This is a genomic window from Peribacillus butanolivorans (genome assembly GCF_001273755.1).
GTDB classification, from domain to species: domain Bacteria; phylum Bacillota; class Bacilli; order Bacillales; family DSM-1321; genus Peribacillus; species Peribacillus butanolivorans.
In genome coordinates this window covers 3,432,955-3,445,170 of the sequence record NZ_LGYA01000001.1, presented here as the reverse complement: position 1 = coordinate 3,445,170, position 12,216 = coordinate 3,432,955, and the positions used below count along the sequence as shown (strand labels likewise).

The 12,216-nt window shown below is 38.6% G+C and carries 13 protein-coding genes; 11 read left to right on the top strand and 2 right to left on the bottom strand.

What is annotated here, in order from left to right:
• Positions 1-381: 381 nt before the first annotated feature.
• From AKG34_RS15870 to phoU, 7 genes are all read left to right on the top strand, one after another.
• The gene (locus tag AKG34_RS15870; RefSeq protein ID WP_053346970.1) at positions 382-1,602 is read left to right on the top strand and encodes an MFS transporter; all 1,221 of its coding nucleotides are present in this window, start codon (positions 382-384) and stop codon (positions 1,600-1,602) included.
• Positions 1,603-1,794: 192 nt separating this feature from the next.
• The gene (locus AKG34_RS15865) at positions 1,795-3,963 is read left to right on the top strand and encodes a peptidoglycan D,D-transpeptidase FtsI family protein (RefSeq protein WP_053346969.1); all 2,169 of its coding nucleotides are present in this window, start codon (positions 1,795-1,797) and stop codon (positions 3,961-3,963) included.
• Positions 3,964-4,340: 377 nt separating this feature from the next.
• Positions 4,341-5,306, top strand: coding sequence for a PstS family phosphate ABC transporter substrate-binding protein (locus AKG34_RS15860; RefSeq protein WP_053346968.1), 966 nt, complete (start codon positions 4,341-4,343; stop codon positions 5,304-5,306).
• A gap of 88 nt (positions 5,307-5,394) precedes the next feature.
• Positions 5,395-6,333 carry a phosphate ABC transporter permease subunit PstC gene (pstC, locus tag AKG34_RS15855; protein WP_376181771.1) on the top strand — a complete coding sequence of 313 codons (939 nt, stop codon included), beginning with the start codon at positions 5,395-5,397 and terminating at the stop codon, positions 6,331-6,333.
• A gap of 3 nt (positions 6,334-6,336) precedes the next feature.
• Positions 6,337-7,215 carry a phosphate ABC transporter permease PstA gene (pstA, locus tag AKG34_RS15850; RefSeq protein WP_053346966.1) on the top strand — a complete coding sequence of 293 codons (879 nt, stop codon included), beginning with the start codon at positions 6,337-6,339 and terminating at the stop codon, positions 7,213-7,215.
• Positions 7,216-7,231: 16 nt separating this feature from the next.
• The gene (gene pstB, locus AKG34_RS15845; protein ID WP_053346965.1) at positions 7,232-8,065 is read left to right on the top strand and encodes a phosphate ABC transporter ATP-binding protein PstB; all 834 of its coding nucleotides are present in this window, start codon (positions 7,232-7,234) and stop codon (positions 8,063-8,065) included.
• 19 nt (positions 8,066-8,084) lie between these two features.
• On the top strand, positions 8,085-8,738 hold the full coding sequence (gene phoU / locus AKG34_RS15840) for a phosphate signaling complex protein PhoU (RefSeq protein WP_053346964.1): 654 nt from the start codon (positions 8,085-8,087) through the stop codon (positions 8,736-8,738).
• A gap of 69 nt (positions 8,739-8,807) precedes the next feature.
• Here the strand turns inward: phoU and AKG34_RS15835 are convergent, their stop codons facing one another.
• Positions 8,808-9,299 carry a hypothetical protein gene (locus AKG34_RS15835; RefSeq protein ID WP_053346963.1) on the bottom strand — a complete coding sequence of 164 codons (492 nt, stop codon included), beginning with the start codon at positions 9,297-9,299 and terminating at the stop codon, positions 8,808-8,810.
• The gene (locus AKG34_RS15830; RefSeq protein ID WP_053346962.1) at positions 9,292-9,579 is read right to left on the bottom strand and encodes a hypothetical protein; all 288 of its coding nucleotides are present in this window, start codon (positions 9,577-9,579) and stop codon (positions 9,292-9,294) included. Before AKG34_RS15830 ends, AKG34_RS15835 begins: the two co-directional genes overlap by 8 nt.
• Positions 9,580-10,105: 526 nt before the next feature.
• On the opposite strand from AKG34_RS15830, the gene AKG34_RS15825 reads away from it, so the two are divergent.
• From AKG34_RS15825 to AKG34_RS15810, 4 genes are all read left to right on the top strand, one after another.
• The gene (locus AKG34_RS15825; protein ID WP_053346961.1) at positions 10,106-10,720 is read left to right on the top strand and encodes a hypothetical protein; all 615 of its coding nucleotides are present in this window, start codon (positions 10,106-10,108) and stop codon (positions 10,718-10,720) included.
• 110 nt (positions 10,721-10,830) lie between these two features.
• On the top strand, positions 10,831-10,980 hold the full coding sequence (gene rpmG / locus AKG34_RS15820) for a 50S ribosomal protein L33 (protein ID WP_028391797.1): 150 nt from the start codon (positions 10,831-10,833) through the stop codon (positions 10,978-10,980).
• 203 nt (positions 10,981-11,183) lie between these two features.
• The gene (locus tag AKG34_RS15815) at positions 11,184-11,756 is read left to right on the top strand and encodes a 5-formyltetrahydrofolate cyclo-ligase (RefSeq protein WP_053346960.1); all 573 of its coding nucleotides are present in this window, start codon (positions 11,184-11,186) and stop codon (positions 11,754-11,756) included.
• Positions 11,757-11,834: 78 nt separating this feature from the next.
• Positions 11,835-12,023: a protein YqgO gene (locus tag AKG34_RS15810; protein ID WP_053346959.1), complete on the top strand. Its 189-nt coding sequence runs from the start codon at positions 11,835-11,837 to the stop codon at positions 12,021-12,023.
• Positions 12,024-12,216 lie beyond the last annotated feature (193 nt).

Here is a 12,216-nt window from a genome sequence, read left to right as displayed (position 1 = left end):
AACAAGTGTAAGTTCAACTACATCTCTGTCTACGCCTTACAGGCTAGCCAATCGATGAGTTTTCTTTACACTACTCGTAACCCGTTACGGAAGAGAAAATTCGAGGTAGTATCGGGTTAAGGTAACAAGTGTAAGGGCAACTACATATCTGTCTACGCCTTACAGGCTAGCCAATCGAAGAGTTTTCTTTACACTTCTTATAACCCGTTGAGGGGAAGAAAATTCGAGGTAGTAACGGGTTAAGGTACCAAGTGTAAGTTCAACTACATCTCTGTCTACGCCTTACAGGCTAGCCAATCGATGAGTTTTCTTTACTTTTTTTCACATAAATACCCTTGTTTTTTCAAACACTAGAGTGGAATTTAAAGGAGAGTTAAAACAATGGGTATTTTAGAGAGATGGATGGGTGAAGCGGGAGCGAAGAAGGATTTGCACCTCCTCTTGCTGATTGGCGGCCTGTACAGCCTCAGTATCGCTTTATCCAATACATTCGTTAATGTGTATCTGTGGAAACAATCCGGTCAAATTGTTGATATTGCCGTATATAATCTAACCGTGGTGCTTTTTCAACCGATAACCTTTGTATTCGCTGGCAGATTAGCGAAAAAAGTAGACCGGATCATTGTCCTGCGTTTGGGTGTTATCTTTTTGGCCCTATTTTATTTATCAGTTCTTTTGGTCGGCACACGGGCCACGGATTTCATTTGGCTACTTGGTGCACTGTTAGGGATTGGGTATGGGTTCTATTGGCTTGCTTATAATGTGTTGACTTTTGAGATTACGGAACCAGAAACAAGAGACTTCTTCAATGGATTTTTAGGGATTTTATCTTCATTTGGAGGGATGATTGGTCCCATTCTTTCAGGATTTATCATTTCGAGGCTCGAGAAATTCACAGGTTATTCTATTGTTTTCGGATTATCGTTACTTTTGTTTTCTATAGCAGTGTTTCTCAGCTTTTCATTAAAAAGGCGTCCGGCTCATGGGAAATACTTTTTCATACGGATAATGAAGGAACGAAAAAATAATCGAAATTGGCTTTTAATAACTCGTGCTCACTTTTTTCAAGGCATACGAGAAGGAACATTCATGTTTATCATTTCGATTATTGTTTTTATTCAGACGGATAGTGAACTTGCTTTGGGCAGTTATGGGCTCTTAAATTCAGCTATATCTTTTATTGCTTATTTTGTTGCTTCTCGGTATATAAAACAGCCGATGCGAAAAAAAGCAATTCTTGTTGGGGGAATCCTGTTGTATGCAGGGATCTTGCTAATTGCTTTTGATATCACATTTGGAAGGCTTCTCATTTATGGTGCAATCGTTGCAATCGCCTACCCAATTCTACTCGTACCGTATATATCATTGACTTATGATATTATAGGCCGTGCTTGGAATGCCGCAGAAATGAGAATTGAATATATCGTAGTTCGTGAGCTGTTCGTTCATTTTGGAAGAATCGTTTCTATATTAGGATTTATTCTGTCAGTCATGTTTTTCGATTTAAAACAGATCCTGCCAATATATCTGTTAATCGTCGGGGCGGGGCATACTATGATTTATTGGTTTGTGCGGAAAATCGACATCAATGACCAGAATTGAAAAGAGGCCTTTGAGGCCTCTTTTCAATATCTAAGACTTACGATTTTTGAAATTATGAGCCGTAAGTCACTTTTTATGTAAAGTTCGTTATATGTTTAATATTTCTAGAACACTAAGGTAGAAAAAAATATAAATGTTCTATAGAATGGTATAGGACTATTATGACTATGTAAAAAGGATGTGTGGCTTAGTGTGAATAAAAAGAAAAAGAAAAAGACGCATGTACCTTTCAGATTGAATATTCTTTTCTTTTTAGTATTTGTTTTGTTTTCTGCTTTAATTTTGCGTTTGGGTGTTGTACAGATTGTGTATGGTGATGATTACCGGCGCGAAATTGAAAGAACAGAGGAAGTGACCGTGAATAATTCGGTGCCCCGTGGGAAAATGTATGACCGTAATTTAAAATTGATGGTCGACAACCAACCACTGGATGCAATTACATATACAAGAAAGCAAGGTACGAAACAAAAAGAAATGGTCGAAACGGCTGAGAAACTTGCGAAGTTGATTGATAAAGATACGGATAAAGTGACGGATCGTGATAAAAAGGATTATTGGATTTTAAATAATCCAGAGCTTGCCGAGAAAAAGATTACGGATAAAGAGAGAAAACAAGTAGAAGAGGGCGAGCTTGAAGAAGGTGATTTGTATAAGCTTCAGCTTGATCGAATTACTGAGAAAGAAATGGAGATTCCTGAAGAAGAAATGGAAGTCCTTGCCATCTATAGAGAATTCGCAAGTGGATATGCTCTGACTCCGCAAATTGTGAAAAACAAGAAAGTAACGAAGGAAGAATTTGCAAAGGTGAGTGAAAACCTTGATTCGCTTCCTGGGGTTGATGTATCAACGGATTGGGATCGTTTCTATACGTATAATAAAACGCTCAAATCTGTGTTAGGGAAAGTTTCTTCTTCTGAAGAAGGATTACCTAGTGAAAGCCTGGACTATTATCTAGCACGCGATTATAGCCGGAATGACCGAGTAGGTAAGAGTTATATTGAGGCGCAATATGAGGATATTCTACAAGGACAGAAAGCTAAGGTAAGGAATGTGACCGATAAATCAGGGAACATTGTGGATTCCGAAGTGATTACAGAAGGTTCGCGAGGAAAAGATCTTATATTGACAGTTGATATGGATTTACAACTTGCAACAGAGGAAATCATTGAAAAGCAATTGATTGCCAAGAAAAGAATGGGCAACACTAAGTTCTTGGATAGAGCTTTTGTCGTTATGATGGATCCTAATACAGGGGAAATATTAACGATGGCTGGTAAGAAATATGAGAAGGATTCAAAAACAGGGAAATCTGCCATAGAGGACTTTGCATTAGGGAATATTACGACTTCCTATACGATGGGTTCTTCCGTAAAAGGTGCAACTGTTTTGACCGGTTATCAGCAAGGAGCTATCCAACCGGGTACATACTTTTATGATACGAAGTTGAAAATCAAAGGTACCCCCGCTAAAGGTTCTTATAGTAACTTCGGGAATATTAATGATTTAACCGCCTTAAAAGTATCCTCGAACGTTTATATGTTTAGGACAGCGATTAATATTGCAGGTGCAAATTATGTTCCGAACGAACCATTAAATATAAGTTCAAGCGCCTTTTCAACTATGCGTAATTCATTTGCCCAGTTTGGCTTGGGTGTCCGTACGGGGATCGATCTCCCGAATGAAATGAGTGGATTCAAAGGTTCGGAAACGTCACCAGGTAAGCTTCTTGACCTCGCAATCGGACAGTACGATACGTACACACCGATGCAGCTTGTACAGTATGTTTCAGCCATTGCGAATGGTGGAAATCGTATGAAGCCGCATATGGTTAAGGAAATCCGTGATCCTGTTGATAATAATGAGGAATTAGGTCCTGTTGCGGAAGACGTTTCACCAACTGTCCTTAATCGTCTTGAGATGAAGGAAGAATGGATAGAACGTGTGCAGAGCGGTTTCGAGAAAGTTGCGATGGAACAAGGCGGAACGGCATATAAGTATTTTGGTAAGAAACCATATACGGTAGCGGCTAAAACTGGGACGGCGCAAGCGTTCTATGATGGTCCGAACCGAGCGGATTATAGCGAACCTCAAGATACGATGAATATCACGTTGGTCGGCTATGCACCTGCTGAAAACCCTGAAGTTGCTTTTGCTGTTGTTGTCCCGTGGGCGTACCAGGGCCATTCGGGTCATGATATGAGTAAAGTAATTGGCGAAGAGATTATGGATACGTATTTCAAACTGAAAAAAGAGCGTGCTAAGAAAGGGAAGACTGAAGAAACGACTGAGTTGAAGGTAGAGAATGGTAAAGAGGTTCAAAAAGAGCAGGCTGAAATAAGAAATAGTCAGGAAAATGAATAAAAAGTCATAAAACACGTTTTTGGGTAAAACCGAAAGCGTGTTTTTTTGTCATAAAGTAAAATTGCTCCGTAGTGTCATGCTATCAGTATGCCTCGACCTTTGCACTTTCCCCTTATGAAAAAGACCTATAATCACTTCAGTTGGAGTTGGAGTAATTTCCCTCTCATGTAAACAGGCACTGGGCACAAAATAAGAGAGTGATTAATGGAAAAGATACTGTTGTTAATTAGTACCATATTACTTTCTGACTACCTTTACAATATATAAACAATTATTTACTTAATGTTTACAATTGCTTTAAACGGAATTTACAGTCAAAACGTATGATGTGTTTGTAGGACAAAATATTCATATAAAATTCTTAGGGGGATTTACAAATGAGACGTTTCAAATTTATGGCAATGACTGCAGTAATGGGTGGAGTAATAGCAGTGGCAGCTGGATGTGGATCAAATGATACTTCAAACAGCGGTAAAGGAAATGAAACGGCTTCAGATAAACTCAAGGGCGAAGTGATTATGGATGGTTCATCGACTGTATTTCCAATCATGGAAGCAGTTGCTGAAGAATATATGGCGGCACAACCTGATGTTAAAGTATCTGTAGGATCATCGGGAACAGGTGGAGGATTTAAAAAATTCATCGCTGGAGAAACGGATCTAACTAATGCGTCCCGACCAGTCAAAGACGAAGAAAGTGCGTTACTTGATGAAAAGGGAGTTAAGTATACAGAAATGAAGCTTGCGTTTGATGGTATTTCTATCGTTGTCAATAAAGATAATGAGTTCATCGATAAAATGACAGTTGACGAACTAAGAAAGCTTTGGGTTGACAATGGATCAGTGAAGAAATGGTCTGATATACGTCCGGAATGGCCGAAGGAAGAAATTAAATTTTACTCTCCGGGAACTGATTCTGGCACATATGATTATTTCAACGAAGTTATTTTAGAGGAAAAACCAATGGTCGAAAATGCGACTCTTTCTGAAGATGATAACGTTCTTGTACAAGGCGTAGAAGGTGACAAAAATGCGATTGGTTTCTTCGGATTTGCTTACTATGCAGAAAATAAGGATAAATTAAAAGTTGTATCCATCGATAATGGTAAGGGTGCTGTTGAGCCTACACATGAAACGATTAAAAGCGGAGAGTATGCACCACTGTCTCGTCCTTTGTACACATATGTATCCAATAAAAGTGTAGCTGAAAAAGAACAAGTGGCTGATTATACTCAATTCGTCATTGAAAATGCTGGAGAGCTTTCTGAAGAAGTAGGCTACGTCAGCTTACCGGAAGAAGAGTACAAGAAGGATCTTGAAAAATTGAACGAACTAAAAAAATAATCAGTTTAACAGGCTGCCTAATCTCTTAGTATAAATAGAGGGATTGGGTAGCCCCTTAATATTGCGTGTCTGAAATGGAGGATACATGTTGGAACCGAAACAAACAGATACCTATTCTGTACAGCAATTAATTCTAGAAAAGAAAAGCAAAAAAAGATGGAATATAGAGAAACTCATTCCTAAACTGTTGTTCCTTACAGCGGTAATTTCTGTATTAATTACCATTGGGATAGTCCTTACGTTGATTTTTGAAACTTTTATATTTTTTGAGAAAGTGTCCATCGTGGAGTTTTTAACAGGACATAAATGGTTACCCTTTGCATCCACGCCTTCATTTGGGGTTATGCCACTTGTTGTTGGAACATTAAAGGTAACGGTAATAGCGGCGATAGTTGCAGTTCCGATAGGTCTTGCAACCGCCATTTTCTTGAGTGAATATGCATCAGAGAAAACACGGAGAATCATTAAGCCGATTTTAGAAGTTTTAGCTGGAATCCCTACTATCGTTTACGGCTTCTTTGCCTTAACCTTTGTAACGCCAGTATTGAGGGATATATTCCCTTCCCTTGACATGTTCAATGCTATAAGTCCTGGGATTGTGGTAGGAATCATGATCATGCCGATGATTGCCTCTTTATCGGAAGATGCGCTTGTCTCAGTACCGAAATCGATTCGTGAAGGTGCGTATGCTCTAGGTGCTACAAAGCTGGAAACGACGATTAAAGTGGTATTGCCAGCGGCCATGTCCGGTATCGTTGCTTCAATTGTCCTGGCTTTATCCAGAGCAATTGGAGAGACCATGATCGTAAGTGTCGCAGGTGGATCGACTCCAAGTATGAGTATGGACGTCACAAATTCTATTCAAACGATGACTGCCTATATCGTACAGGTGAGTACTGGAGACGCTGGGTACGGGACAACGATTTACTACAGCATATATGCGGTTGGAATGACACTGTTCGTCTTTACGCTTATTATGAATTTATTGGCGCAGTTCATCTCCCGCAAGTTCAGGGAGGAATATTAAAACATGAAACTGATAAACAAAAATCATGTTGTAAAAAAAATGCCCACTCGGCTGGCGGTTAACTCGATATGTAAAGGCTTATTCTTCTTAGCAACCTTATTTGGCCTTCTGGTATTGGCCATCTTATTTTATCGGATATTCACTCAAGGAATTGGTCATTTAAATTTTGATTTCTTCCAGAATTTCGCTTCAAGGAGACCGGAAGAGGCTGGTGTAAAGGCAGCTCTTATCGGTTCGATATGGTTAATGGCTGTCGTTACCCCAGTTTCCCTTCTTCTCGGTGTGGGAACGGCGATTTATTTAGAGGAATATGCACGAAAGAATTGGATCACATCTTTTATAAAGTTGAATATATCCAACCTGGCAGGTGTTCCGTCAATTGTATTTGGATTGCTCGGTTTGACGGTTTTCGTTAGGGCTCTAGCCTTGGATCGCTCCGTGTTGGCAGCAGGTTTGACGATGAGCCTACTCGTCTTGCCAGTCATCATTGTTGCAGCTCAGGAAGCCATACGTTCTGTACCGCGTGACTTAAGGGAAGCTTCTTATGGAATGGGTGCAACAAAGTGGCAGACAATTTTAAAAGTGGTTCTTCCAGCTGCGATACCTGGTATTTTGACAGGTGGAATACTAGCTTTATCCCGGGCGATTGGGGAAACGGCTCCATTAGTGGTGGTTGGTATCCCGTTGTTCATCGCCTTTTTACCGCAATCGGTCATGGATACTTTTACGGTGCTACCGATGCAAATCTATAACTGGACATCCCGACCACAGGAAGAATTTCAGCAGGTTGCGGCTGCAGGTATCATCGTTTTACTTGCCCTGTTAATTTTAATGAATTCGATAGCTGTCATAATCCGTAACAAGTTCCAGAAAAGATACTGATTGGAGGAAGGAAAGAATGAATATGACATTAACGGGACCCAAAAAGGCTCCAACAGTTGGAATAGAAAATGAAAATGCAGATTCTGTTTTCTTAAAGGAAACGGTGTATGAAACGTCAGATCTCAATTTATGGTACGGTGAAAACCATGCTTTAAAAAATATTAACCTAGATATGTATCAAAATGAAGTGACCGCCATTATCGGGCCTTCAGGATGTGGAAAATCTACCTACATCAAAACGTTAAATCGGATGATTGAACTTGTTCCAGATGTTAAAACGACTGGGCAGATTAAATATAGGAACCGCAATATTCTAGATCAGTCTTACAAGGTAGAAGATTTAAGGACACAGGTTGGTATGGTTTTCCAAAAACCTAATCCCTTCCCTAAATCAATTTATGAAAATGTTATATACGGACCAAAAATCCACGGTATCAAAAATAAAAAGATTCTTGATCAAATCGTGGAAAAGAGTTTAAAAGGAGCAGCCATTTGGGATGAAGTGAAAGACCGTCTGCATGAAAATGCGTATGGACTTTCTGGTGGACAGCAACAGCGCCTTTGTATCGCTCGTTGTCTGGCGATTGAACCTGATGTCATTTTAATGGATGAACCGACTTCTGCTCTTGATCCTATTTCCACTTTGAAAATAGAAGAATTAGTCCAAGAGCTAAAAAAAGATTTCAGTATCATCATCGTTACTCATAATATGCAGCAGGCAGCTCGTATCTCTGATAAAACGGCCTTCTTCTTAAATGGGGAAGTCATCGAGTATTCAGACACTAACACCATCTTTTCGAACCCGAATGATAAGAGAACAGAAGATTATATTACCGGACGTTTTGGCTAAATGAAAGGGAGATGCGACAATGGTTGTTCGTGAAAATTTTGAGCTTCAATTAAAAGAATTGCAAGAGAAAATTGTGAGGTTGGCTAATTTAGCTTCAGGTGCGATATCAAAATCATTCACTGCTTTGGAAAACAAGAATCTTGAAGAGGCTCTTGAAGTTATTGATAATGATACAATAGCTGATTTACTAGAAGAGGAAATTAATGACTTTGCGATTTTACTGATTGCTAAGCAACAGCCGGTTGCGATTGATTTGCGGAGAATAATTGCTGCTATAAAAATAGCTTCAGATATTGAAAGGATGGCGGACTTTGGCGTTAATATCGCTAAATCAGCCATTCGAATCGGTGACCAGCCATTTATTCTGCCTTTAACACCATTAAAGCAGATGCATGATATTACATTAAAAATGATTGAACTTTCGATAGATGCATTTGAGAAGGAAGATGTTGTTCTTTCAAGAGAAATCATTGAAATGGATGATGAGGTCGATCGCTTTTATGGAGAGATGATTCGAAGTCTCCTTCGACTTTCAGATGAAAAAAACCTTCAGCAGATCACACAGCTTTCTTTAATTGCCCGTTATTTAGAAAGAACGGCTGACCATACAACGAATATCGCTGAAAATATCTACTTTCTGGTAAGAGGGAGATATATTGGCAGGAATGAATGAATACATTCCTAAATGGAAAAAGAGAGACTTTTTTTTCGGACAAAGTCCAATTAAAAAGTCTCTCTTTTTTTAATGAGTTAAAGTATGGGCCAACTGTCTGTATGTCATATTATTTGTAACGACAAAGACGCCGATTTGAACATTTTTAGAGAAATCATGTTCATTCATATAAGCTTCAAAGCCAGCAGCATCATCGATGATTTGCTCTTTAGCTAGAATCTGGGTAATTTCTGTAGTGGTCATATTCGATTTCACTTTTAAAGTATAGGAGACGATAGTGTCTTCCTTTTTGGAAACCTCTTTCTCTTTCGTTTCCTGAATCGGATTTACATCTTGTTTATTCTGTTTTTCTTTGTCCGCATTCTTCGAGGGCTTGCTTGCTATTTCGCCATCATCCGTCGGAGATGACACGACAAATCCTTTTTTTACGAGCAATTCCTTAGCTTCCTCCGTAGTCGGAGCGTGGCCTGCATTCGCACCTGTGCCATAATAAAAGCCAGCAAATATTGCAGTGGAAAAAATGATACCGGCGGAAAGACCCTGCATTGTTGCTTTATTCATCTTCGTTTACCCGCAATCTATGTTGTTCGATGACAGAGATGGTTTGTTCCTTTGTTAAAGAGGATTGCTCAGCGATTTGGTTCAAAGAAAGGCCTTGGCTGTATAAAGAAAGAACCTGGCTTTTTAAAATTTTATGAATAGGCTCCAATTCATTGAAAGGAACAGCTTGTTGGAATTTGGATTCAGGATTAATCAGCTCATCCTGAATAACAAATTCCTCCTCAAGAATCTTCACTTTCTTCTTTAATTGGTAGATATCCTGCATATAGGTTAAGGTCATCTGTTCTAGATCTTCTTCTAACTTGGCAATCTTATCTTGTTTGAAACATAAGTATAACGGTGGCTAATGAGAATAATAGGATAATAAGGGCTTCCATGCTTTCACCTCAGAAGAGAATTTTCGACATTTACTTATATTTTACACATATTTTAAAAAAATTGGTGATTTTCATATTTTTATACCATCTAAAAAACTGCTTAGCTTCATAATTATGTCTTATTTGTAACAAACTTTTGTCGAAAAGCATGATGCCTTTTACTGAGATGGAAAATTTTTGATTTTAAAACAGGGAAAAACCCTTTGCTAGCCAACTTACATAAAATTCGACAAAATGTGTTTATTGTCCATAAGCCAATTCAATGCTAACATGAAGATAGAATAAAAAGAAAAGACGAAATATTTAGAATAGTTAATTATAAGTGAAAACTAAAGAAGAATATGGTGTGCAGAATCTAAAAAGGATAGTATCGCTGTCAGCGCCTAACGATAAGTTATATATAAATTAATTAGAGAAAGGGATGATTGTATGAGTTCACTATCCGCGTATATGCCGCAGGATAACCAGGAATTATATCGAAAGGGGTTAAAGGCTGGGCTATGGATGGACGAGAGTTTTGATTGGTATCCTGAAGAGGATATAATGAGTCATCCTAACGGGGAGTTACGGACGCTTGTACAAACTTATACTCAGGGACAGGTAACCTTTTCAAAGTTTACGATAAGGAATACCTCATTTGAGCCTAAACATCCGAAGGTGTTTTTCCACTATGAAAACGCTTTCGAAAGGCAGGCAGTGGCTTTTTACAGTCCAAATGAAAGGGCAATTTTACATGTTGCCCCTCAATCGATTGCTTTATTAGGGGGATTGGTAAAGGGTAAAAGTATCTCGCAATATTGCATTCAAGGTAAAGGAAGCCTGTATCAAGAGGGGTGTTTTAAATCACTGAAAGAAGGACTACTTGCCTATTCACCGCTTGCCAAGGGAGAGGTCACGAGTATGTTTACCTTAGAGACGGAGATCTTGCCGAAGGAATGTGTGGAAGCGGTGGCTTGGGCCATTCATGCTGAAACTAGAGAAGAAGCAAAAGTCATAAATAATCAGCTTCTCCTGACGATGCAAAACATGGGTAATAAACTATAAAAAAAGTTTATGTTGTATTTCCCGAAAAACATACTAGCAATTCACAACAAATAATGCTATTATAGAAAAGTCCTATGTGAAAAAGTCAATATGTTTGGAGGGAAATACACATGCGCGTGAATATTACGTTAGCTTGCACTGAATGTGGAGACCGTAACTATATTTCTAAAAAAAATAAACGTAACAATCCAGACCGTCTTGAGCTTAAAAAATACTGCTCAAGAGAAAAACGCAGCACCACTCACCGTGAAACAAAGTAAGCAACAGGATTTTTCCTGTTGTTTTTTTTTATGCTTTTTTGATTGTCTCCGCTTTAATATTCGATTTTTGAAAGAATCGAGCTCATTTTAATGAACCTTTTCCTAATATGCACGGAATAATTCGACAATTTTCTACTTCGTATTTAGTAAATGAATAAATATTATGAGATAATAATAGAAGTAGACTAAAGGAGTCGGAAAAGATGAGAGAACATAAGAAAAAGCTCCGGCAGGAAGTTAGATCTCGTTTAATGGAGCTAACTAAAGAGGAGCACGAAGAATTATCGAATAAAATTGCTGAAAACTTATTTTCCCTTGATGAATGGAAAAAAGCTAAAACCATAGGGATTACTATTTCAATTCCTCCGGAAGTTCCAACTGTCCGTATTATTGAGCAAGCATGGAGTGAGGGAAAAGAAGTAGCCGTTCCAAAATGTGACCCTGAAAAGAAGACGATGGAGTTCAAAAAGATTATGTCCTTTAATCAGCTGGAATCTGTTTATTATGGACTACTTGAACCTGTAGCTGAAACAAATAAAGCTACTATTGAGGAATTAGATGTATTAGTTGTACCAGGCCTTGCTTTTACAAAAGAAGGATATCGGCTGGGGTTTGGGGGCGGCTATTATGACCGTTTTCTCTCTTACTACCGAGGAGCTACATTAGCTCTTACATACGAAGTTCAAATAATAGATGATCTGCCTATTGAGGTGCATGATATCGCGGTGGGTAAACTTATTACCCCAACAAAGGTTTTACGGACATATGCCCATTAGAAGATGAAGTTCATTAATTATCATTTTTAGCTCATAAAAATCCTATCCTGTATCACACTAACGGTAGGAGGGATTGTTATGCTTCGATTAATTGTTCAGATTTTCTTGGTTGGATTAGTGGTTTATGCAGGCTATCAAAACCGGTATCGCTTGATAAATGTTGCCCTATCTAACGGCTTAGTAAGAAGGTTTCTAGTGACCAAATCCTTGGATATGCCAATTGTCAGGGATAAAATGATGCAAAGCATGTTCAGTCAGACCAAATGATGATGTCAGCCTTTTAAAAAGGAACCTGAATATGAACTGCACCCCAATTGTTAGACAACATCTAATAATTGGAGGTGCAGTTTTTTTGACTAAATATACGATAGACGAAAAATCACATGCAGTTTTAGAGTACTTAGAAGGGAAAAAATCCTATAAATCCATTGCACAAGAAAGAAATGTAGGTTTATCCCCT

Coding starts and splice junctions, on each gene's coding strand:
- AKG34_RS15870 (WP_053346970.1), top strand. CDS start 382: ATGGGTATTTTAGAGAGATGGATGGGTGAAGCGGGAGCGAAGAAGGAT.
- AKG34_RS15860 (WP_053346968.1), top strand. CDS start 4,341: ATGAGACGTTTCAAATTTATGGCAATGACTGCAGTAATGGGTGGAGTA.
- pstA (WP_053346966.1), top strand. CDS start 6,337: ATGAAACTGATAAACAAAAATCATGTTGTAAAAAAAATGCCCACTCGG.
- pstB (WP_053346965.1), top strand. CDS start 7,232: ATGAATATGACATTAACGGGACCCAAAAAGGCTCCAACAGTTGGAATA.
- phoU (WP_053346964.1), top strand. CDS start 8,085: ATGGTTGTTCGTGAAAATTTTGAGCTTCAATTAAAAGAATTGCAAGAG.
- AKG34_RS15835 (WP_053346963.1), bottom strand. CDS start 9,299: ATGAATAAAGCAACAATGCAGGGTCTTTCCGCCGGTATCATTTTTTCC.
- AKG34_RS15830 (WP_053346962.1), bottom strand. CDS start 9,579: ATGACCTTAACCTATATGCAGGATATCTACCAATTAAAGAAGAAAGTG.
- AKG34_RS15825 (WP_053346961.1), top strand. CDS start 10,106: ATGAGTTCACTATCCGCGTATATGCCGCAGGATAACCAGGAATTATAT.
- rpmG (WP_028391797.1), top strand. CDS start 10,831: ATGCGCGTGAATATTACGTTAGCTTGCACTGAATGTGGAGACCGTAAC.
- AKG34_RS15815 (WP_053346960.1), top strand. CDS start 11,184: ATGAGAGAACATAAGAAAAAGCTCCGGCAGGAAGTTAGATCTCGTTTA.
- AKG34_RS15810 (WP_053346959.1), top strand. CDS start 11,835: ATGCTTCGATTAATTGTTCAGATTTTCTTGGTTGGATTAGTGGTTTAT.